The organism is Halomonas sp. Mc5H-6 (assembly GCF_024124705.1).
Classification (GTDB): Bacteria; Pseudomonadota; Gammaproteobacteria; order Pseudomonadales; family Halomonadaceae; genus Vreelandella; species Vreelandella subterranea.
Genome location: NZ_JAMXSI010000003.1, coordinates 109,263 through 130,278 on the forward strand (window position 1 = coordinate 109,263; position 21,016 = coordinate 130,278).

The following is a 21,016-nucleotide window of genomic DNA, read 5'->3' on the forward strand; positions in this document are numbered from 1 at the left end:
CCTATGTGTGGTATCGTCGGCGCCGTTGCCCAGCGCAACGTCCAGGGTATCTTATTGGAAGGGTTAAAACGTCTCGAATACCGCGGTTACGACTCGGCCGGCATGACGGTTTACGATGGCTGTTCGCTGACCCGCCACCGGGCGATAGGCAAGGTGGCAGCGCTTTCAAGCAAGCTGGATGAAGCGGCATTACCCGGGAAATCGGGGATTGCCCATACCCGCTGGGCCACACACGGAAAACCCTCTGAGGCCAATGCCCACCCTCACCAAAGCGGTGATCAGGTTGCCGTTGTACACAATGGCATCATCGAAAATTACGAAGCCATCAAAGATCGGCTGCAAGCCAGTGGCTACCTTTTTACCTCTGAAACCGATACCGAGGTCATTGCTCACTTACTCGCCGAGAAACTGGATAGCGGCCTTAGTTTATTTGATGCCACCCAGCAGATCGTCAACGGCTTGGGCGGTGCTTATGCGCTGGGCGTGATGAGTGCTAACGCGCCAGGCGTTGTCGTCGGTGCACGGCAGGGCAGCCCTCTGGTGGTCGGCGTGGGTATTGACGAAGCATTTTTGGCCTCCGATCCGCTGGCGCTGTTGCAGGTTACCGACCGGTTCATTTATTTGGAGGAAGGGGATCTGGTAGAGCTGCGTGAGCAGGGCGCTATTCGTATCGTCGACCGCCATGGAAAAGCGGTTGAACGACCGGTTCAGACATTTGAGCATGGTGATGGCGCAGCGAGTAAAGGAAACTATCGTCACTTCATGCTCAAAGAAATCTTTGAACAGCCCGAGGTAATCCGGGCCGCGCTTGAAGGACGCTTGAGCGATGATCACGTCTTGGTTGAAAGCTTTGGCCCCGATGCCCCGGCTATTTTTCAAGCCACCAGGCAAATCCATATTATCGCCTGTGGCACCAGCTATCACGCTGGGCTGGTGGCGCGCTATTGGTTAGAGCGCTATGCCGGTATCCCCGTACAGGTGGAAGTTGCATCCGAGTATCGTTACCGCTATCCCGTGGTACCCGAGGGCACACTGTTTGTCACGCTTTCCCAGTCCGGTGAAACCGCCGATACCCTGGCGGCGCTACGCTATGCGAAACAACTGGATTACGTGGGTACCCTGGCCATTTGCAACGTGCCGGGTAGCTCATTGGTGCGTGAATCGGATGTGACCCTGATGACCCGGGCAGGGCCTGAAATCGGTGTCGCATCGACCAAAGCCTTTACCACCCAGCTTATTGGATTGATGTTGCTGACACTGTCGATCAGCAGGGTACATGGCCGCGATGATCATCACGCTGATATCGTATCGGCATTGAAAGCCCTACCCGCACTTTGCCAACAAGTGCTGGCGTTGGATCCGGCAATCGAAGTGCTGTCGGAGGCTTTTGCCGAAAAACATCATGCGTTGTTCTTGGGACGTGGTGCGCATTTTCCGGTGGCCCTTGAAGGTGCACTCAAGCTTAAGGAAATTTCCTATATTCACGCGGAAGCCTATCCGGCCGGAGAGCTGAAGCATGGGCCGCTGGCGCTGGTGGATGCTGATATGCCGGTGATTTCGGTGGCGCCCAACGACGATTTGCTGGAAAAACTCAAGTCCAACCTTCAGGAAGTGCGCGCGCGTGGGGGAGAACTGTTTGTGTTTGCCGACGAGCAGGTAGGGATCGAGGAGCGCGACGATCTTCGGATCCTGCACTTGCCGCATATCCACGAAGCGCTGACCCCATTGCTGTACACCTTGCCGCTCCAGCTGTTGAGCTACCATGTTGCGGTACTTAAAGGCACCGATGTGGATCAACCGCGTAACCTGGCAAAAAGTGTCACGGTAGAGTAGCGTCTGGCAAAGGGGCATCCACAAGACAATGGCTGCCCCTTTTTCATAAATGTTATTACCCTCCTCCTTTAATAATACAGTCAAGTTTTCCCAGTGGCTTATACGTCATGCCGTATGTTTTTAAGACTTTGCTAATCCCAGTCAAAGCAAAAGCGATATTCCCCGGAACTTCTCTCCCAGCTTGATAAAAGCTTCAGTGCCAGTGACTATCTCATTGGTACTTTCTTTATGAGCCAAAAAAATTATCTATCTGATCAATGCTCCAGTCAGTTTTCCCTTCCTTGGTGTAACGTTATCGTTGCACTTTATGGAATGTTTTTAATTAACTGTTTTTAAATAGAATGCTCTTAAATTTAGGGCTTTTATCGCTCAACTGTTCCGTGGATGAAACACTAATCACCAAGTTACAAACGCTCTGGCAAGGCCTAGAGGGGATTAAAGTGTCCATTATTTAAAAATTTTCTTTTCTTATAATTGGTTACGTCCAGTTGGGTTTCAACTGGCATAGATCATGCTCCTGGGTTATTGGCTGCGAGCAAGATGCGTTATTCGAGGGTCCAGAATTGAGCGTTAGGGACGATGGCGAAAGTTCGCAGGCTGTGGCAGACAATTCAAACGGAGACATGAACATGAAAAAGTATCTCGTAGTAGCAGGAACGCCTCTACTGGCCATTGTGATAGCAATCTCTACGGCGCATGCCAACCCTAGCGCAGGATTAGCCGAGGAGGTGGATCAGACGGTGGATTCCCGGGCCACCGCGACGGGCGGCGGCAGTGGAAGCGCAAGCGGTGGCAGTGGGTCTGGTCAGGGCACTGGTGGCAGTGTCTATGCCAATGTCGACGGCGACTTTGATGAAAGTTCCGATGACAATGACCTCTCCAGTGGTAACGGCACGGGCGGAGCTGCCAGTGGAAGCGGTATGGGTGGAACCGGCGGCACCACTGGCCGTGGTGGGGATGCCTGGGCCATGAGTGAATCTTACAACACCTCCACCAATGTCATCTCGATGCAAGATATGAGCTCCACCGTCAGCGGCGCTCGTATCAACGTCTATGGCGGCCGCGGAGCCACTGGAGCTGCTGGCGGTGCTGGCGGTGACGCTTATGCCGATAGCTACGGTGAAGGTACCGGCGGTGGCGGCGGCCAGGGGCAGGGCGGCTACGGTGGTAGTGCGACTGCCGATGGCGGTGATGGTTACGAAGGTGGTTATGGAGAAGGCTACGCTGAAGTATACGGTGAAGGCTCTGGCGAGGGCGGCGATGCGGGTGCTGCCAATGGCAATACCGATGCCCAGGGTGGCACAGCTCAAGGCTATGCATCTGTCACCGGCGATGACGTCGATGATGACAACACCAATACGCCGACTAACGGTGATAGCACCAACGGTGATGCTACCGCGAGCTCTGCCGTAGCGGGTGGAACCGCCGGTAACGGTTCTGGTACCGGTTCCGGCACCGGTTCGGCTTCTGGAGCAGGCGGTGATGGCGGCGATGGTGGCCTAGCCACAGCTAGTGGTGGTAACGGCGGTGCAGGCAGCGGCGGCAATGGTGGCAGCGGTCAGGGAGTTGGTGGAGACGCCACTGCCGTAGCTGGCAACGGTGGCAATGGTGGCAACGGTGGCAATGGCGGTGCTGCAAGATTGGCAACTGGCGCAGCCAACGTTTCCGTGGCGGCTGGTGTGTTCGGCGGCATCAACAACATGAACTTGTCTACCGGCCTATACAACTCTCAGGTATCGGGTACCAACGTCGCGGCTCACAGCAATGTGAGTATCGGCAACTGAGTTAAAGCGCTAATGGTGCTTTGATGAACCGGGAGCCGGTGGGTGCAAATCCTTCGGCTCCCTCGATGAACTGTCCGTATGGATAGGGTGCCGGGAGCCAGTGCCATGAAGGTGTCTTCAGTCAGTTCAATTCAATCCGAGTTACTTTGTCCCCAGCGTACGCTGATGGTCATTACGCTCGTCTCTGTAATGGTCGTTCTGGGGATGACAAAGAGTCAGGCCAGCGATAGTCATGCGCTTAACAGCAATGGTTTTGAAGCGATGCAACGGATGGATATCGAGGAAATGGATAGGGCCAGGGCAAGAGAAGGTGAGGCGATCGTCAATTTCAATACGGTAAAAAGCATCCAGAATATGAAAGCATCGGTGACGGATACCTCCTTCAATATTGGCGGAAATATGGTCTCAGGCAATATCAGCTTTGCTTCTGATGCCTTGGGGAGCTATAGCGGAACAGGCATTTTCAGTGCCGTGACGGGTAATGGCAATTCCATCAACAATGCCGTGGGTATCAGTGTCTTTATCGCCAACTGAGCCTTGATCGGGTTTTCCACAAGGAATGATGCGCCATGAAACTAGATAGACAACTTTGCTGTGGCATGGCGTCACTCTTTCTTATAGGCAACATGGTGGTTGCCCATGCCGGACAGGTCGCCATATTCAATCGTTTCGGTAGTTTTCAGGTCGAGGCCCAGAGTCTGCAGGAAAAGGGTTGGGACAGGGTGGTTCGCCAGCAATACGATTTCAGCTGTGGTTCTGCGTCTGTCGCGACCTTGCTGACGTTTCATTATCAGCGTGAGACCACTGAGGCAGAGGTGTTTGAAAGCATGATTCGGGCCGGGGATGCCGAGCAGATCCAGCGGCATGGCTTTTCCATGCTGGATATGAAGCGATACCTGGATGCTCAGGGACTCAACTCCGATGGGTTCAGAATCAGCCTGGATGACTTTATCCGTATTGGCGTGCCCGCCATTACGATGGTGAACACGGCGGGTTACAAGCATTTTGTGGTTGTAAAGGGAGTCGACGCCAATAATATTCTGATTGGGGATCCCGCGACAGGTACCCAAGTGGTGCCCAAGGCTCACTTCGAATCGCTTTGGGACGGCACGGTTCTGGGCGTGCGCGAGGAAATCGAGATTGCCCGGAAAAACTTCAATAACGAGCAGGATTGGGCCGTGCGTCCCGATTCACCTCTATCGGTAGGAGTGAACCGTTCAAGCCTAGGTGCCAGTCTGCTGACCCTTCCCGCCAGAAATGAGATGGGTCGATGATGAGGAAATACGAAAATGCCATCTCAATCAAGCACCATGCTTAGGCGAAGGGGCGGGCGATGGATCGGTGCAGCGCTGATGATAGCGGCGACCGGCACTTGGTCAGCTTACCCAAAGGCAAGCAATGCAGCGTCAGAATCATCAAGTCGCCATTGGGAAGCTTCTTCAGGTTATCCAGTACCCGTGAGTCTTTACACTGAGGTTGTATCCTCATTGGCTGTAAATGATGAATTTAGTCGAGGCGTCGTTATTGCAGAGATAGAGCTCGATCAATTGCGAGCGGGATTCAGTCTTGGTGGGCTCGATGTAGACTTCGGGGCCAGGCTACAGACCATGATCGATAACAGCATTGAGCTGGTGTCGGTTATCAACTTCAGCAGGGCGGGCGTCGACGTTGTGTCCCAGACATTTCGCGCCCCTTCTGGTTCAGTCAGTCAGGTGGGGCCTGGTACGGGAGTGCTCGTCACTGATCTGACACCAGCTGGCGTGGATTTATCGGGTCTGGCAGGTTTTTCTGGCGTTACGTTGAACGATGCCAAAGGCTTTACGGCAGCCTTGCAAAATATTACCCGTGACGCCATCGTCAGCGGCGTAGTGAGCAATGCTTCTGGACGGAATATAAAGCAGCGGATCAATGTTGATGTTCAACTCAACAACATTGGAGCATTGAAGGCAGCCAGGCAACGGGCCGCGATTGTTGATTCCTTTTCAGGTATCCTGCGCTGATACGACAGCTGCCGGTGAGGCAGCTGTCGACGTTTCTTCCTTTAGCTAAAAAATGCCCATACCGATAGGCATGCGAAGTGTCAGGGTTGTATCCGGCGCATCATCGGTGATGCCCAACTCCAGGCCCAAGTTGAGCGAGACATCCGGATTCAACTGGTAGGACCATCCGAGGAGCAGGGAGCCAACGTTTAGAGTGTTTGAGCTTACCTGAGTCGTGTTACCGGTACTGTTATTGACAAACTTCGTTGTCGTCTCGCCGATGAAGTCGTTTTTGTAGCCCAGCGTAAAGGACGTTTTTGGGTTGATCGAGTAGGCCATGCCGAAACTCAGTCGAATGGTATCTCCAGGATCCACCTCGCCTATGATCAAGTCGTCATCATCTTGGGTAACTTGCTGATTGACATCATCTTCAAGATTGAAGACGTAGCCAAGATTGGCGAAATAGACAGCGGGCGCGGAGGGTACCAGCATGGTGAGACTGGGCTCGAAGGAGTGAAAGCCAGTGCCGGTGGTTAATTCCAGCGGAGTGCCAGCGCTGTTACGGCGAATATCGAAGGGACCTTCACCGGTGGTGCTCTTATAACGCAGATTACCAATGAAGTAGGGCATGCCATTCAGGCCACGGTTCAACTGGTAGTGGGCGGCTAATTCGATATCGCCCAGCGCATTATTGGATAACTCACGGTTCAACGTAAAATCGGGATTAACTTCTGAGACTGTGACGCGGTTCGACTCATCTCGATAGACATAGGGAACTTTCATCTCGAGTTCCAGGCGGTCGGTAAAACCCAGCCGCCCGGTCAGAGAGGCCGTATAGCTATCACGGTCGACATCCTGTGCGGTGAACACCCCGATCAGCAGGGTACTCAATACTTCGATACCCTCGAAGGTCGTTCGGTTAATGCTCTCGTGGGAATACTGGAATTCGGGCTCCAGAACCAACCTGCCTTTAGGCGTCAATACGCCTCCATATTCCGCCATTGCCTGGACGTCTGGCTGAATCTCCTGCTGGTCGGGCTCCTGTCCAACCGGCTGGATCTGCGAATCCCCGCCTGTCTGTTGGGCCAGTACCGGTGTGCAACTGATAAAAGATGCCAAGCCGGCGGTATACAGGATGTTAGTGCCACGTGGAGTCATGGTTTCTTTCCTTTTTTCTTTTTTGCGTAGTGCCTCGTCCTAGCGGGAGGAGGCATGGATCGATTGCCGTTCATCGGGACAGCCATTCTTTTCGATACCGTGTTTTTCGATTAAGCGGTATAGGGTGACGCGTGAGACACCCAGTTCGAGCGATGCACGCAGCACATTGTGTCTGTTACGTGCCAGGGCAGCCCTGATAGCCTCGAACTCTGCCACGTCGCGAACCTGCTGAAGGGTATCAACATCCCGGAAAAGTCCATGTCGCCTTTCCAGCCCCATATCGGCAGGGGTAATGAGTCGGTGCTCGCACATGACCATGGAACGTCTCACCCGGTTGACCAGTTCGCGGATGTTGCCTGGCCAGTGGTGTTGCCGCATGACAGTGATACATTCGTGGCTGAATCCACCGACTCGGGTTGGTTTTTCGGTCGAGAACTTCTGGAAGAAAAAGTGGGCCAGGGCTTCGATGTCTTCTGGGTGCTCTCTCAGCGCCGGTACCCTGACTTGAAGCACATTGAGCCGATGATAGAGATCTTCACGAAAATCCCCCCTGCTGACCGCCTCATCAAGGTCGACGTGGGTGGCGGCCAACACTCTGACATCGACAGGGATCTCTTTAAGCCCGCCGACTCGAAGCACTTTGAGGTTTTCCAGGAAGCGAAGCAGGTTGACTTGTAAATCCAGAGGCAGATCCCCGATCTCGTCGAGAAACAGAGTGCCTCCCTGTGAATTCTCTATGATGCCGACCTTGCGCTGATTAGCCCCAGTGAAGGCTCCTTTCTCATGCCCAAAGAGTTCTGACTGGATAAGACCGGAGGGTAGAGCGCCACAATTGACAACGTTAAATGGCCCATGGCGTCTGGATGAATGGGTATGAATGGCATGAGCTGTGAGTTCCTTTCCCGTGCCCGACTCTCCGGTAATCAGCACAGGTGCACTGGTAGCAGCCACTTTGGCGATCGTTCGATAGAGCAGTTGCATGGTCGGACTATCGCCAACGATATGATATTCATCGTCCAGACAGGAAAGTGTCGGGATGGGGGGAGTGCCTTTGAGGTTGGCCATTGCCAGTGCACTCTCTATCAAGGTATCGAGTTTTCTCGCATCGACGGGATGGACCTGATAGGCATAACAAGTATTAAAAATCCGCTCGCGAGTCTTCTCGTGACTTAAACCATTACGTTCGATAATGGCTACCCAATAGATGTCTGCCAGCCGGGGGCTACTATCGATTTCCAAAGGAAGGGTGAATGTTGATGGATCGATAGCCATCAAGCCAACTCGACAAGGCTTATTGTCGAGCAATTCTATTGCTTTATGAGCATTAACAGCATGGTTAATTGACCAGCCATACCCTAAAAGCTGTTTTATGGTGTTCTGAAGAAACGTCGTGTTTCCGGCTGTTATGAGCTGCCTGGTCGGCTCGATCATGACGTTACCTCGTGGTTGCTGGCAATCACTGCTAATAGTGATCAGGCCCTGCGTAAGGCAAAGTCTTGCGACGGCGTTGCCCGAGCATCATCATTTTTCAAACCCCGATAGAAAGCACCCTTTTCAAGCTTTAGGCTGAGAATGAATGGGTGAGTATTTCTAACATACGGCACTATCGCAGGCTGGGGTGTGATTAGTGTTGGTCGATCCTGAAGTAATGTAAAGTCAAGTTACAGTGTGTTAAAGAGAGGGCTATAAGTATGAGATTTCTCAGTACTGACATTAAAGATATTTTTTAACAAAGCGTTATAGAAAATTTTGCTATCCCGGAAGAGTAAAAGGAACGTCAGGTTCATTAATAAAATGGTACTTGCACTTGAGTTCCTGACCCATGTCATCGACCAAACGAAGCAGCTTGTCCTGTTGATCTACCCGTTACGCTTCGTTGACTGCAATGTTGCATTGCTCCCTTCTATTAGTCGGCTTATTATTGTGGCGGTTTTTCCTTCCTCCGTTCTACCGCAGGGACTTCTCCGCCATGAAACCACCCGATTACCACATCGCCGGGCGCCATAGCCGCCGAGCGATGTGCCTGTTGTTTGCATTCTGCTGCCTCGTTGTACCTTCCTTATCTTATGCCGCTGCCGGGTCGCTCGACCTAACCCGTTCTATCGCCGGTATCTTATCTGTGGCCATATTTGTGCTCGCCTATGCGTTAGTCATGGCCGAAGAGCTTTTGCACATGCGCAAATCAAAGCCGGTATTGGTGGCTGCTGGTTTGATCTGGGCATTGGTGGCCTGGGTGTACGTCCAGGCGGGGTTGCCCCAAGAGGCGGAAACCGCCTTCCGTGAAACGCTACTTGAATACGCTGAGTTGCTGCTGTTTTTGCTGGTGGCGATGACCTATATCAACGCCATGGAAGAGCGCCGGGTATTTGATGCGCTGCGTTCTTGGCTCGTGCGTAAAGGCTTTAGCTATCGCACCCTGTTCTGGATTACCGGCGTCCTGGCATTCGGTATATCAGCGATCGCCAACAACATGACCACGGCGATGCTGATGTGTGCCGTGGTCCTGAAGGTGGCTGAGGGCGATGATCGGTTTATCAGCCTTTGTTGTATTAACGTGGTGGTGGCCGCCAATGCGGGGGGCGCCTTCAGTCCCTTCGGCGATATCACGACACTGATGGTCTGGCAGGCCGGCCAGGTTGCCTTTGGTGATTTCTTCCATTTGCTGGTGCCGTCAATCGTCAACTTCATGGTGCCAGCGGTGATCATGAGTTGCTTTATTCGCAATCGAAAACCTGAAGCATTGTCGGAAAACGTATGGTTGAAGCGCGGCGCGCGGCGTATTGTCGTGCTGTTCCTGATCACCGTGGCGATTTCGGTGCTCTGCCACTCCGTGCTGCATTTGCCGCCTGCCATGGGCATGATGTTCGGTCTTGGTCTGCTGCAGTTCTTTGGTTACTACCTGCGCCGCAGCTTGCCACGCTCCCTGGAACGCAAGCGTGAGCGTTATTCCCGCCGCGGCGATTGGAAAAAACTCGAGCAACTGGGCGGTGTGGTTCCCTTCGACATCTTCAGCCGGATTGCCCGCTCAGAGTGGGACACGCTGCTGTTTTTCTACGGCGTGGTGATGTGTGTGGGCGGCCTGGGCTTTATCGGCTATCTCGGCCTGCTGTCGGAGACGCTATACGGCAGCTGGAATCCGGTGTGGGCCAACGTGGTATTGGGCTTGATTTCCGCAGTGGTGGACAACATCCCGGTGATGTTCGCGGTGCTTTCGATGGAACCGGACATGTCGCTGGGTAACTGGCTACTGATCACGCTGACGGCAGGTGTTGGGGGCAGTCTGCTATCCATGGGCTCTGCCGCGGGCGTGGCCCTGATGGGCCAGGCCAGGGGTATTTATACCTTTGCCCGTCATCTGCGTTGGGCGCCAGCCATCATGCTGGGCTATATCGCCAGTATTCTTACCCACCTTTGGTTAAATGCCGGGTTGTTTTAGCCCCGTATCAATACAACCGCCCGCGCGTTGACACGCGCGGGCGGGAGAATGAAAGCCGTGCGTTGCTTAAATATCGTGGCCTGTTATGACGTGGCAGATATCCGCAAAGCTTTGTGCCCTCGGGATGGTATTGATCGTCTTACCGATCGCCGCCTGAATATCGCTGGCTGAAATGATGCCGCGAATGCTGGGGTTGTGGTGGTCATCATGTTCGATAATCAGCAAATGCTGATCCGTAAAGCTCTCCATTGATATCACTAGATCCTCGATGCTCAGCGACGAGAGCTGGTTAAGCGGCATAGCGCTTAATTTGTGCCAGGGCGTCATGATCATTTCGGCCGTGATGTCCTCTTGACTCAGCTGGCGTTGCTGCATGGCGATATTGATCCGCCGCTTGCCAATGATCTCTTTGGCCGTGATCACCCCGATACAGTGCTCATGGCTATCCATGACAAACAATAACCGCACTCCCGCATCGCGCATCTTTTGGTGGGCCTGATCAACCGGGGTATCGCTATCAACCCATTGGGGGCGTACCTGGCTAAAATCGGTCAGAACGCTGATAGCCGGGCTTTGTGGCGATAACGACGGCTTCTTCGGGACAACCAGCGTTGGCGTTGACCCCAGTTGGATTAAAGGTTTGGGGGAAAAGATTATCTGGTTCATCAGAGTACCTGCGTTAAGTGATGTAATGGCAAACAACAGATGTCCTGCCGTTACGTCACATTTGCACGGTATTCTTATGACAACCTTAAGAACCGTCGGGGGCGATCAAGGTCATTCCGTGGCGAGAAGGAAAACGCTGAAGTGTAATGCATACGCGCAGTCCTCCTTGAGGTGCGCGGGTCATGGTGAACTCACCGTTGTGGCGTTTAACCACACGGTCAACAATGGATAGCCCCAAGCCTGCCCCGGCGCCTGGCCCGGCACGCTGGAAGCGCTCTCTCACCTTTGAGTATGCCTGTTCCGGGATGCCGGGCCCCTGGTCATCCACGCAGATTGTGATGTGATGAGCGGCAGCGGTTAAGGCGATGTCGATGACGCCTTTAGTGGGTGTATGCTGGAAAGCGTTACCCACAATATTCTGCAACACGGTTTCAATGGCACCGGGCTCTGCTTCCATCTGCCAGTCCAGCGCTTCATCGGCATGCAGGGTCACCTGCTGTTGGCGTTCGGCGGCTAGCGGCGAGAGTTCGGCGAGGGTTTCACGTGCTTCGATGAGCAAGTTGGCTGGACGGTAGTGGCGCTGTATCTCGGTTTCCGGCGCCAGACGAGCCAGGGCAAGCAGCTGGCTCACCACTCGCGTGGCGCGGGTAACGCCGTCGCGCAGGTGATCAAGTGCCTCTTTACGGTCTTCATGGCTATGGGCGCTCAACGCATTTTGCGCGTGCAGGTCCAGTACGGCGAGTGGCGTACGTAATTCGTGGGCAGCATCAGCGATAAAGCGCTCTTCGCGGGTGCGTATCTGACGGATACGCGCCAGTAATTGATTTAACGCGCTGGCGATCGGGGCTAGCTCTTGCGGCAGTGACGTAAGTGATAGAGGCTGAAGGTTTTGGGGGCCGCGGGTCTGTGTCTGCTCGGCCATTCGCGACAATGGTGCTAACCCCCAGCCGATACACCACCACAACAGCAATGCGACCAGGGGCAAGCCTATCAGCTCAGGTAATAAGGTGCGCAGGGCGATCGAACGGCTCAATTCACCGCGGCTGTTTTCGCGTTCGGCGACGACGATTCGTTGATTCGTCTCTGGCTGATTCAAGACATAAATCCGCCATGCCTGTTGGTCAATGGTGAGGTTCGCATAGCCCGTGTCCTGCTGGCGGAGGGGGATATCGGGCGCATTTGAGGAACCTAGCAATAGCTGATCGTTTTCCCACAGCTGAAAGGCGAGCCGGCTTGAGTAGCGGTGCCCGTAGGGCGAATCGGCCGATTCGGCCTGCTGTAATGCGTTTTCAATATTGCTCAGCATCGTTTTGCGATCATCACTCAGTCCAGACGCTTGCGCCATGCCTTCGAGAAGCCGGGCATGTTGGGCAAGTCGAGCATCTGAAAGCTCGCTTATTTGATGCGCGGCATAGCGGTAGCTGATCGCCCCGATCACCAGCGTACTGATGCCAAAGACCAGGAGCACCAAGGTGAGGGTGCGGTATTGGATCGAGCTCATTCGGGGTTATCCATCACGTAACCAATGCCACGTACGGTACGTATGACATGGGGAAAAAACTTGCGCCTCAAATGATGAATATGGACTTCAATGGCATTACTTTCGACATCCTCATCCCATCCGTATACCAATTGGGTTAAGGTATCGCGTGTGAACACACGTCCAGGGTGACTCATGAATTCCTGTAACAGCGTCAGTTCGCGGCGTGAAAGTGACACCTCTTGTCCTTGATAACTTACCTTGAGCGTGACCGGATCAAAGCGTATCCCCTGACACTCCAGCAGCGAACGGGCCTGCCCATGGCTGCGTCTTAATAAAGCGCGCAACCGGGCAGTAAGCTCGGTGACATCGAACGGTTTGATCAAGTAATCATCGGCGCCGGCGTCGAGGCCAGCAATTCGCTCATCGACCGCATCACGGGCGGTCAGCACCAGAATAGGTACCTGGTTACCTTCCCGTCTTACGGCTTTGAGCACGTCGACGCCATCCAGGCGGGGTAACCCCAGGTCGAGTATCACGGCATCGAAGGGCATCCCTTCCAGCAACGTTGAGCGGGCACTCACCCCATCGCTGAGATGATCAACCGTGTACCCTTCAGGTTTAAGCGCCAGGCGGATTCCAGACGCTAAACTTGAATCGTCCTCTACCAATAGGATGCGCATGATGAGAGATGATGTCCTTGGGTGAGTTTACCGATTCAGATGAATATGATGGTCAGATAAACACAATGGATGACAACGATAGTAGCGTCTATGGCACATACCTCAAAGATTATCCTATGCCCGCCTGAGCATCGCCGCGAGGCACTTCTGCATCTGGCCAAATCGCAGTCGTCGAAGGGACAGAAAGCATTGACCGAGGCGCTAAAGCCGATGCTGAAGGAACCGGAAACGGCTTGGCAGAGCTTATGGGTAAGCCTGGATAAAGGGCGTATCAACGGCGTTGTCTGGGTACAGCGGCTGCCACAGAATATGGCGCAGTTGTGGCTACCCAATGCACAGGGTGATCACATAAGCGCGTTGATCGAGACGGCGCGGCATTGGGTCATGCAGCAACGCTTAACGCTTTGTCACATCGAGCTGGCGCCAGAGGCGATCCACCAGCAAGCGCAATTAATCGCCCATGGCATGCAGCCGCTCGTATCGCTGCGCTGTTTGAAAGCGGATGTGGGCCAGCGTTTTCCTGCCGCGGCGCCGTTCACCCAACTGCATTGGGCACCATGGGATCGACTGACAGCGGCTCAGGAGCATGCGTTGATGGCCGCGGTTGGGCAGGATTCGCTGGACTGCCGTGGGTTGCGCGATATCTTGTCGATCAATGACTTACTGGCAGGTTTTTATGCGCAAGATTCTCACGCGCCCGTTCACTGGCATGCGCTGTATGTGGATGAATCGCCGTCGCCCATCGGCGCCTTGCTGTTGGCACCGCGGAGCGAGATTAACCGCTGGGAACTGATGCTGATGGGGCTGGTGCCTGAATGGCGACGTCGCGGGTTGGGCGGCCATATTCTCAACCATGCCTTGGCCCTTGCCCAGCAGGCGGGCGCATTGGAGTTATTGCTTTCGGTAGATCATGAAAACCTGCCGGCGTTTAACCTCTACAGGCACGCTGGCTTCAGCGAATATGCCCAGCAGTACGTCATGGCCTGGCAAGGCTAGTCGTCAAGGCGTCGTTGCCGCGTTGACCCGGCAGGCGTGGCGGGTTTTGTGGCACTTTGAATTACCACTATACTGCTAGGGCCTGTTGACGTTTCACTCGCGGCCGCGCTGGCGCCCGTTTTTATTCGCGGCAAGGCAGGAGGAGAGATGTTTGTTGGCTCCAAATGAACGACGACTAACGCCGCCGCGGATAAAAACGGGCCCAGCCCTACGGGTTGCACCACAAAGCGGTTCGCGCTGAAACGTCAACAGGCCCTTATATTCATTAAGTAGGCGTATTGGTAGCCTTTGAACTTCAGCCGCCCAGACGCCGACAATAATAAATAAGAGGTGGTGCGAGTGAACGTTAAGCAGATAGCAAAAGGTCTTGTTACGCTTGGGATTGCCATGCTGAGCGGGTCGGGTGCCGTCGCTGATGCCTCCCGTGAAGCGATTGCGGAGCGGTTGGCGCCGGTAGGTAGCGTTTGTTTACAGGGCCAGGATTGTGGCACCCAAGCGGCGCAAGCAGAAGCCGCCACCAATACTGAAAGCGGTGATGGAGAACTGGATGGCGCCTCGCTGTATAGCAGTGTGGGATGTGCGGCGTGCCATGATAGCGGCGCGGCGGGAGCACCAGGGTTAGGGGACACCGAGGCATGGGCATCTCGTCTTGAGCAAGGTACCGAGGCTCTCTACCAAAGCGTGTATGAGGGCAAAGGCGCCATGCCCGCGCGCGGGGGCAGTAGTGCTTCCGACGAAGAAATCCAGGCGGTTGTCGACTACATGGTCGCCGAGGCCGAATAAACTGGGCGTTGCTCTTTGTGCTTATTTAAATTGTCCACAAGCGGTTTTGGCTGACCGCCTGTGGACAATTTATAAGCGCCGAATCTTGCTTGCACTTCTGGTTTAAAGTACCCCTCAGCCAAGTAAAGAACGCAGCCCTGCAATGGCATCCTGCCCCCGGGCCTGCTTTTTCTCCGGGTCTTCCTTATCGGCGCGGCCTTCCCATTCCAGGTCTTCATCAGGCAATTCGTCCAGGAAGCGGCTGGGCTGGCAGTCCATCAACTCGCCGTAAGCTTTGCGCTGGCGGGCAAGCGTCAAGGTCAGCGTGCGCCGTGCGCGGGTAATGCCCACATAGGCCAAACGACGTTCTTCCTCCACCGTGTCCATTTCAATGGCGTTGCGGTGAGGCAGCAGGTCTTCTTCCAGGCCCATTAGATAAACGTGGGGAAACTCCAACCCTTTGGAGGCGTGCATGGTGAGCAGCTGTACCCGATCGGAGTCGTCTTCTTCCGCCTGTTGCTCGAGGATATCGCGCAGCACCAGGCGTGATATCGCTGCTTCCACGCTATCGGTTTCGGTGGCTTCGGACGCTGTATCATCTTCCGGGTCGCGGTTGAGCGACTTTTCCAACTGGTCGATCAAGATCCACACGTTGGCCATGCGTCGCTCGGCGACGGTCGGTGCGCTGGCGTTCTGGTACAGCCACGCTTCGTAATCCATGTCCCGCAGCATGTCGCGGATAGCGGCAATGGCATCGCCCTGGTCCATGCGCTTGCGTACGCCGTCGATAAAGTGGGTGAAACGCGACAACCGTTCCACGGCTCGGGTCGGCAGCACCTGCTCCAGGCCAAGCTCATGACAGGCGGCAAACAGCGAAATCGAGCGCTCGGTGGCGTAGTTGGCCAGTTTCTCGACGGTACCGGGGCCGACTTCCCGGCGCGGCACATTAACGATGCGTAAAAAGGCGTTGTCGTCGGCGGGATTAATCAGTAGCCGTAGATAGGCCATGGTGTCCTTGATCTCGTTGCGCGAGAAAAACGACGTGCCGCCGGATAGCTTGTAGGGGATTTGGTAATGCTGCAGCTTTAACTCCAGCAGCCGGGCCTGGAAGTTACCCCGGTAAAGCACGGCAAAGTCTCGCCATTCGGCTTTTTCCTTGATGCGCCGGGTAAACATTTCGCTGGCCACGCGCTCCGCTTCGGCTTCCTCGTGGCGATTGACGATGACCCGAATGGAAGCGCCGTCGCCCATCTCCGACCACAGGGTTTTTTCGTAGACGTGGGGATTATAGGCAATCAACGTGTTGGCAGCGCGCAGGATCGTGCCGGTGGAGCGGTAGTTCTGCTCCAGCTTGATCACCTTCAGGCGCGGGAAGTCTTCGCCCAGGGTAATCAGGTTTTCCGGCCGGGCACCCCGCCAGGCATAAATCGACTGGTCATCGTCGCCCACCACGGTAAAGGTGGCCCGTTCGGCCATCAGTAGCTTCACCAGCAGGTACTGGGAAACGTTGGTGTCCTGATACTCATCCACCAGCATGTAGTGGATCTTGCGGCGCCAGCGGGCCAGGGCTTCCGGGTCGCGCTGCAAAAGGACCACCGGCAGCAGAATCAGGTCGTCAAAATCCACCGCGTTATAGGCTTTCAGATGGCGCACATAGGCTTCGTAGACCCGTGCGGCAAAGTGCTCGTCGTCATCCGCTGCAAACGACAGCGCGTCGCTGGGCAGCATCAGATCGTTTTTCCACTGGGAGATTTTGCCCTGCACCGCGTTGATCTGTTCGGCGTCTACCTGGGCGTCCTTATTCATCAAATCGCGCAGCAGCGCCTTGGCATCCTCCGGGTCGAAGAGCGAAAAGCCGGGTTTGTAGCCCAGGGTTTTCAGCTCACCGCGGATGATGTTCAGCCCCAGGGTGTGGAAGGTGGAAACCGTCAGTCCGTGGCCTTCCTTGCCGTGCAGCATTTGCCCGACGCGCTCTTTCATCTCCCGGGCGGCCTTGTTGGTAAAGGTCACCGCGGCGATCTTACGCGCGCTCATACCGCATTCCTGCACCATGTAAGCGATTTTGGTGGTAATCACGCTGGTTTTGCCGGAGCCTGCCCCTGCCAGGACCAAGCAGGGCCCATCGATATAGCGCACGGCTTCCTGCTGGCGCGGATTGAGCCCGTTGATGCGGCTAAGGATGCTCTTTGGCGGCTGGGGCGTCATGGCGACGGGTAACCTCTAACGTGTTGCAGGGCGGTTTCGATTATAATCAGCGGCGCTGTGTAGACGCATAATGGGCTAACAATAGGCAGGTGTTAATGTTTGAAGTCGCTTTATTTGAACCACGGATGGCGCCCAATACGGGCAACATCATGCGCCTGGTGGCCAACAACGGCTGCCGATTACACCTGATCGAGCCGCTGGGCTTCGATCTGGAAGAGAAAAAGCTGCGCCGCGCCGGGCTGGACTACCGTGATCTTGCCAATGTGACGCGCCATGCTGATTTTAGCGCCTTTCAAAGCGCCATGCAGGGACGCACCATCTGGGCAATCACCACGAAAGGCACCCGTGCCCACAGCGACGCACCCTATGCGCCAGGCGATGTGCTGCTGTTCGGCTCGGAAACCGCCGGGCTCTCGCCCGAGGTTCACGCGGCGTTGCCCGCCCAGCAAAAGCTGCGCATTCCCATGCAGCCCAATAACCGCAGCCTAAACCTCTCTAACGCGGTGGCTATCGTGAGCTATGAGGCATGGCGCCAGCAAGACTACGCAGGCGCCCTAGCACTTTAGCCGTTTAGTCGGCAATTCCGTAGCGGTCACGATACGCCCGAACGGCCTCGGCGTAGGCCAGCATCTCGCCACCGGCATGCTCCTCTAGATAGGTAAGCACCTGCTCAAGCGTCACGATACTGACCACCGGCATGCCGTACTGAGACTGTACTTCCTGAATCGCGCTCTGTTCGCCCTGGCCACGCTCCTGACGATCCAGGGCAATGATCACGCCCCCTGCGCGAGCACCATTCTGCTCGATCAGGCTCATTACCTCGCGAATAGCGGTGCCCGCGGTAATCACGTCGTCGATAATCAGAATATCACCGGCAAGCGGTGCGCCGACAATGTTGCCGCCTTCCCCGTGGCTTTTGGCCTCTTTGCGGTTAAAGGCATAGGGGATGTCGCGGTCGTGGTGGTCAGCCAGGGCCGCGGCAGTCACCGCCGCCAGGGGAATGCCCTTGTACGCCGGGCCAAACAGCACATCGGCCTCAAGGCCGCTATCGACGATCGCCTGAGCATAGAAGCGGCCCAGCTTGGCGAGCGCGCGGCCGGTCTGGAACAGGCCTGCATTGAAGAAGTAAGGACTTACACGCCCGGATTTAAGCGTGAATTCGCCGAACTTGAGCACCCCCTGCTCAATGGCAAAAGCAATGAAATCGCGCTGGTAGGGTTGTAGAGTGGTGGCCACGGCGGTCTTCCCTTGTCGATCAAAAGTTGGGGCAAAGGCAACAATAAAAAGCAGGTAAATAGCAAGATTTGGTTTGTCTATTTACCCAAACGTCTAAACGTCGGGTATCATACAGCAGCGACGCAAAAGGGACGATTTATGAAAATTGCCAGCATTAATGTCAATGGTATACGTGATGCCGTCGACCGTGGCTTCCTGGACTGGCTGGCTCAGCAGGATGCCGACGTGGTCTGCGTGCAGAACATCAAGGCAAAAAGTTTTGAATTGAGCGACCATATTCTGTATCCGGAAGGCTACGAAGGCTACTTCCTGGATGCCGAAGAGGATGGTTTCTCAGGGGTGGCACTGTATTGCCGTCAAATCCCCAAGGCGATCATGTACGGCCTTGGCTTCCCCCAGTGTGACCACGAAGGGCGCTTTCTGCAGGCGGACTATGACCGTTTCAGCATCGCAACCTTCCTGATGCCCGACGGGAGCGACCAAAAAGCCAAACAGGCGTTCATGGATCAATACCAGGAGTACCTGACCAAGATGTCGCGCAAACGCCGCGAATACATCATCTGCGGTACCTGGAACATTGCCCACAAGACCGTCGACCTGGCCAACTGGTCCGACAATCAGCTCACCTCGGGTTTCCGCCCGGAAGAGCGCGCCTGGATGGATCAGGTACTTGGCCCAACCGGGTTTATCGACACCTTCCGCGAAATCAACCGCGACGCAGGTGAATATACCTGGTGGCCGAAGCTTCACCAGGAAGTTCCCCGTGAGCGCCAGGAAGGCTGGCGGATCGACTACCAACTGGTCGGTCCCAACTTCCGCCGCCACGTGGTCGACGCGTGGATCGATTACGACGCGACCTTCTCCGAGTTCGCCCCGTTGATCGTCGAGTACGACCTGGCGCTTTAGACGCGTATTTCCCGCGTCGCTGTCTGTTCGCAGGTAAATAGCCACAAGCCGACCTTGGGTCGGCTTGTGGCGTTGTGGCTAGCGCTTGATCAGCCTCGGATACCCAGCGCTTCGCGCTGCTTTTCTCGTAGCTCGTCGCCAGCTTTCTCAGCCAGATCGAGCATGGCATTCAGCTCGGCGCGGTTGAATGCGCCTGCTTCGGCAGTGCCCTGCACTTCGATCAACTCGCTGCTTTCGGTCATCACCACGTTCAGGTCGGTGTCGGCCTTGCTGTCTTCCGGGTAGTCCAGGTCAAGCACCGGCACGCCTTTGTAGATACCCACCGAAATCGCGCTGACCAGCTGCTTGAAGGGGTCGCCTTTGATCTTTTTATCCCGCTGCAGGTAGCGGATGGCATCCACCAGCGCGACACAGCCGCCGGTAATCGCGGCGGTGCGGGTGCCGCCGTCGGCCTGGATGACATCGCAATCGACGGTAATGGTGAACTCACCCAGCTTTTTCAAATTCACGGCGGCGCGCAGGCTGCGGCCGATCAAGCGCTGAATTTCCAGCGTACGGCCGCCCTGCTTGCCCCGGGTGGCTTCGCGGTCGCTGCGTGAGTGAGTGGCGCGGGGCAGCATGCCGTACTCGGCGGTAATCCAACCCTGATTTTTACCGCGCAGCCAGCGCGGTACGCCTGCTTCCACGCTGGCATTACACAGCACCTTGGTATCGCCAAATTCCACCAGGACCGAGCCTTCCGCATGGCGGGTGTAATCGCGGGTTATGCGAATATCACGGAGCTGGTCGGCCTCGCGACCGCTGGGACGCACAACATCAGGACGCTTAGCACTGCTCACAAATAATACCTCTCAATAAACGCGTAACAAGGAAAAGCCCCCCATTGTACACGTCTGGGCGTGCGCTGATGGGGCTATCGGTTAGACTGTTCGCAATGCTATATAGACCGTTGTTCATTAACAGGATGTACCATGGCTGCTTCAAACCGCGTACACAGCATGACCGCCTTCGCCCGCACCGAGCTGGCGGCCCCCTTCGGCACGCTTCAAGTGGAAATCCGTTCGGTGAACCAGCGCTATTTAGAACCGCATTTCCGCCTGCCCGATGCCCTGCGCGACCTGGAGCCGACGCTGCGAGAAGCGCTGCGTACCCGGCTGGCACGGGGGAAAGTCGAGTGCAGCCTGCGCTTTGAAGCCGCCGAGGCCCATCAGGCGCCTGCCGTGAACGCTCAGCGGCTAAAAGAGATCGCCGATGCGCTGGCGGCTATTCAACAGCAGGTACCCAGCGCCGAGCCGCCGACCACCCTTGCGCTACTCAACCAGCCCGGGGTCATGGAAACCCAGCACCTTGATCAGGAGGCCATTACCTCGGCTGCCAAGACGCTGTTCGACCAGGCGCTGGATGAGCTCATTGACGCCCGCGCCCGTGAGGGAGAGAAACTCGCCGTCATGATCACCACCCGGCTTGCCGCCGTAAGCGAGCAGGTAGCCACCGTGCGTAGCCTGCTGCCGCAGATTCTTGAGCGCCAGCGCGCCCTCCTGCTGGAGCGTTTAGAAGTCGCCAAGACCGACCTCGACCCGCAACGCCTTGAAGCTGAGCTGGTGCTGGTGGCGCAAAAGGCCGATGTGGACGAAGAACTGGACCGTCTCACGGCCCATGTCGATGAAGTCGGTCGTCAACTGAAACAGAAAGGCCCCAAAGGTCGTCGTCTGGATTTCCTGATGCAGGAACTCAACCGCGAAGCCAATACGCTGTCGTCTAAATCCGTTGTCGCCGAGACGACCCGCTGCGCGGTGGAGTTGAAGGTGCTGATCGAGCAGATGCGGGAACAGATTCAGAATATTGAGTAAGGGATATGAGCCGAGCAACACCCTGGAGCACAAGCGAAGTCG

Annotated in this window: 19 protein-coding genes; 11 read left to right on the plus strand and 8 right to left on the minus strand. The window is 55.6% G+C overall.

All coding sequences use genetic code 11. The features are described from left to right. Nucleotides 1-3 precede the first annotated feature (3 nt). From glmS to NH395_RS06250, 5 genes are all read left to right on the plus strand, one after another. Nucleotides 4-1,833: a glutamine--fructose-6-phosphate transaminase (isomerizing) gene (gene glmS, locus NH395_RS06230; RefSeq protein WP_253023240.1), complete on the plus strand. Its 1,830-nt coding sequence runs from the start codon at nucleotides 4-6 to the stop codon at nucleotides 1,831-1,833. 629 nt (nucleotides 1,834-2,462) lie between these two features. Beyond that, entirely contained in the window at nucleotides 2,463-3,617 is a 1,155-nt protein-coding gene (locus tag NH395_RS06235; RefSeq protein ID WP_253023242.1) for a hypothetical protein, read from the plus strand. Between the two features lie 105 nt (nucleotides 3,618-3,722). After that, a complete protein-coding gene (locus NH395_RS06240) occupies nucleotides 3,723-4,151 on the plus strand; it encodes a hypothetical protein (protein ID WP_253023243.1) in 429 nt (142 codons plus the stop codon). 35 nt (nucleotides 4,152-4,186) lie between these two features. Then, complete coding sequence (locus NH395_RS06245) at nucleotides 4,187-4,891, plus strand: C39 family peptidase (protein WP_253023245.1); 705 nt, start codon at nucleotides 4,187-4,189, stop codon at nucleotides 4,889-4,891. A gap of 15 nt (nucleotides 4,892-4,906) precedes the next feature. Next, nucleotides 4,907-5,617, plus strand: a complete 711-nt coding sequence (locus NH395_RS06250; RefSeq protein WP_253023247.1) for a hypothetical protein — start codon at nucleotides 4,907-4,909, stop codon at nucleotides 5,615-5,617. Between the two features lie 45 nt (nucleotides 5,618-5,662). Here the strand turns inward: NH395_RS06250 and NH395_RS06255 are convergent, their stop codons facing one another. Beyond that, on the minus strand, nucleotides 5,663-6,754 hold the full coding sequence (locus NH395_RS06255) for a transporter (RefSeq protein WP_066315721.1): 1,092 nt from the start codon (nucleotides 6,752-6,754) through the stop codon (nucleotides 5,663-5,665). A gap of 39 nt (nucleotides 6,755-6,793) precedes the next feature. Continuing rightward, a complete protein-coding gene (locus tag NH395_RS06260; protein ID WP_253023248.1) occupies nucleotides 6,794-8,185 on the minus strand; it encodes a sigma-54 dependent transcriptional regulator in 1,392 nt (463 codons plus the stop codon). A gap of 586 nt (nucleotides 8,186-8,771) precedes the next feature. Between NH395_RS06260 and nhaD the strand changes: the two genes are divergently transcribed. Continuing rightward, complete coding sequence (nhaD, locus tag NH395_RS06265; protein ID WP_234346747.1) at nucleotides 8,772-10,190, plus strand: sodium:proton antiporter NhaD; 1,419 nt, start codon at nucleotides 8,772-8,774, stop codon at nucleotides 10,188-10,190. A 66-nt stretch (nucleotides 10,191-10,256) separates the two neighbouring features. Here nhaD and NH395_RS06270 read toward each other — a convergent pair whose 3' ends face one another. The 3 genes from NH395_RS06270 to NH395_RS06280 all read right to left on the minus strand — a co-directional run bounded on the left by NH395_RS06270 (nucleotide 10,257) and on the right by NH395_RS06280 (nucleotide 13,019). After that, nucleotides 10,257-10,856 (minus strand): CBS domain-containing protein, encoded by a 600-nt coding sequence (locus NH395_RS06270; protein ID WP_253023249.1) that lies wholly within the window; start codon nucleotides 10,854-10,856, stop codon nucleotides 10,257-10,259. 85 nt (nucleotides 10,857-10,941) lie between these two features. Continuing rightward, nucleotides 10,942-12,357, minus strand: a complete 1,416-nt coding sequence (locus NH395_RS06275) for an ATP-binding protein (RefSeq protein ID WP_253023250.1) — start codon at nucleotides 12,355-12,357, stop codon at nucleotides 10,942-10,944. Further along, on the minus strand, nucleotides 12,354-13,019 hold the full coding sequence (locus NH395_RS06280; protein WP_066315735.1) for a response regulator transcription factor: 666 nt from the start codon (nucleotides 13,017-13,019) through the stop codon (nucleotides 12,354-12,356). Before NH395_RS06280 ends, NH395_RS06275 begins: the two co-directional genes overlap by 4 nt. A 90-nt stretch (nucleotides 13,020-13,109) precedes the next feature. On the opposite strand from NH395_RS06280, the gene NH395_RS06285 reads away from it, so the two are divergent. Together NH395_RS06285 and NH395_RS06290 are read left to right on the plus strand one after the other, a co-directional pair. Then, on the plus strand, nucleotides 13,110-14,015 hold the full coding sequence (locus tag NH395_RS06285; RefSeq protein ID WP_253023251.1) for a GNAT family N-acetyltransferase: 906 nt from the start codon (nucleotides 13,110-13,112) through the stop codon (nucleotides 14,013-14,015). Between the two features lie 339 nt (nucleotides 14,016-14,354). Further along, entirely contained in the window at nucleotides 14,355-14,798 is a 444-nt protein-coding gene (locus NH395_RS06290; protein ID WP_253023252.1) for a c-type cytochrome, read from the plus strand. 114 nt (nucleotides 14,799-14,912) lie between these two features. Here NH395_RS06290 and rep read toward each other — a convergent pair whose 3' ends face one another. Next, the gene (gene rep, locus NH395_RS06295) at nucleotides 14,913-16,982 is read right to left on the minus strand and encodes a DNA helicase Rep (RefSeq protein ID WP_253023253.1); all 2,070 of its coding nucleotides are present in this window, start codon (nucleotides 16,980-16,982) and stop codon (nucleotides 14,913-14,915) included. 95 nt (nucleotides 16,983-17,077) lie between these two features. Here rep and NH395_RS06300 point away from each other — a divergent pair, with 95 nt between their 5' ends. Continuing rightward, entirely contained in the window at nucleotides 17,078-17,548 is a 471-nt protein-coding gene (locus tag NH395_RS06300; protein WP_092824920.1) for a tRNA (cytidine(34)-2'-O)-methyltransferase, read from the plus strand. 4 nt (nucleotides 17,549-17,552) lie between these two features. On the opposite strand, the gene pyrE is transcribed toward NH395_RS06300, so the two are convergent. Then, the gene (gene pyrE / locus NH395_RS06305; protein WP_066315744.1) at nucleotides 17,553-18,218 is read right to left on the minus strand and encodes an orotate phosphoribosyltransferase; all 666 of its coding nucleotides are present in this window, start codon (nucleotides 18,216-18,218) and stop codon (nucleotides 17,553-17,555) included. 138 nt (nucleotides 18,219-18,356) lie between these two features. Here pyrE and NH395_RS06310 point away from each other — a divergent pair, with 138 nt between their 5' ends. Further along, complete coding sequence (locus tag NH395_RS06310) at nucleotides 18,357-19,124, plus strand: exodeoxyribonuclease III (protein ID WP_066315746.1); 768 nt, start codon at nucleotides 18,357-18,359, stop codon at nucleotides 19,122-19,124. Between the two features lie 89 nt (nucleotides 19,125-19,213). Here NH395_RS06310 and rph read toward each other — a convergent pair whose 3' ends face one another. Then, entirely contained in the window at nucleotides 19,214-19,936 is a 723-nt protein-coding gene (gene rph / locus NH395_RS06315) for a ribonuclease PH (protein WP_199825172.1), read from the minus strand. A 159-nt stretch (nucleotides 19,937-20,095) separates the two neighbouring features. Here rph and NH395_RS06320 point away from each other — a divergent pair, with 159 nt between their 5' ends. Continuing rightward, nucleotides 20,096-20,974 carry a YicC/YloC family endoribonuclease gene (locus tag NH395_RS06320; protein ID WP_253023254.1) on the plus strand — a complete coding sequence of 293 codons (879 nt, stop codon included), beginning with the start codon at nucleotides 20,096-20,098 and terminating at the stop codon, nucleotides 20,972-20,974. Nucleotides 20,975-21,016: the final 42 nt, after the last annotated feature.

Excerpts from the sequence above, each read along its gene's own strand:
- glmS (WP_253023240.1), top strand. The coding sequence starts at position 4 with ATGTGTGGTATCGTCGGCGCCGTTGCCCAGCGCAACGTCCAGGGTATC.
- NH395_RS06235 (WP_253023242.1), top strand. The coding sequence starts at position 2,463 with ATGAAAAAGTATCTCGTAGTAGCAGGAACGCCTCTACTGGCCATTGTG.
- NH395_RS06240 (WP_253023243.1), top strand. The coding sequence starts at position 3,723 with ATGAAGGTGTCTTCAGTCAGTTCAATTCAATCCGAGTTACTTTGTCCC.
- NH395_RS06245 (WP_253023245.1), top strand. The coding sequence starts at position 4,187 with ATGAAACTAGATAGACAACTTTGCTGTGGCATGGCGTCACTCTTTCTT.
- NH395_RS06250 (WP_253023247.1), top strand. The coding sequence starts at position 4,907 with ATGCCATCTCAATCAAGCACCATGCTTAGGCGAAGGGGCGGGCGATGG.
- NH395_RS06255 (WP_066315721.1), bottom strand. The coding sequence starts at position 6,754 with ATGACTCCACGTGGCACTAACATCCTGTATACCGCCGGCTTGGCATCT.
- NH395_RS06260 (WP_253023248.1), bottom strand. The coding sequence starts at position 8,185 with ATGATCGAGCCGACCAGGCAGCTCATAACAGCCGGAAACACGACGTTT.
- nhaD (WP_234346747.1), top strand. The coding sequence starts at position 8,772 with ATGTGCCTGTTGTTTGCATTCTGCTGCCTCGTTGTACCTTCCTTATCT.
- NH395_RS06270 (WP_253023249.1), bottom strand. The coding sequence starts at position 10,856 with ATGAACCAGATAATCTTTTCCCCCAAACCTTTAATCCAACTGGGGTCA.
- NH395_RS06275 (WP_253023250.1), bottom strand. The coding sequence starts at position 12,357 with ATGAGCTCGATCCAATACCGCACCCTCACCTTGGTGCTCCTGGTCTTT.
- NH395_RS06280 (WP_066315735.1), bottom strand. The coding sequence starts at position 13,019 with ATGCGCATCCTATTGGTAGAGGACGATTCAAGTTTAGCGTCTGGAATC.
- NH395_RS06285 (WP_253023251.1), top strand. The coding sequence starts at position 13,110 with ATGGCACATACCTCAAAGATTATCCTATGCCCGCCTGAGCATCGCCGC.
- rep (WP_253023253.1), bottom strand. The coding sequence starts at position 16,982 with ATGACGCCCCAGCCGCCAAAGAGCATCCTTAGCCGCATCAACGGGCTC.
- NH395_RS06300 (WP_092824920.1), top strand. The coding sequence starts at position 17,078 with ATGTTTGAAGTCGCTTTATTTGAACCACGGATGGCGCCCAATACGGGC.
- NH395_RS06310 (WP_066315746.1), top strand. The coding sequence starts at position 18,357 with ATGAAAATTGCCAGCATTAATGTCAATGGTATACGTGATGCCGTCGAC.
- NH395_RS06320 (WP_253023254.1), top strand. The coding sequence starts at position 20,096 with ATGGCTGCTTCAAACCGCGTACACAGCATGACCGCCTTCGCCCGCACC.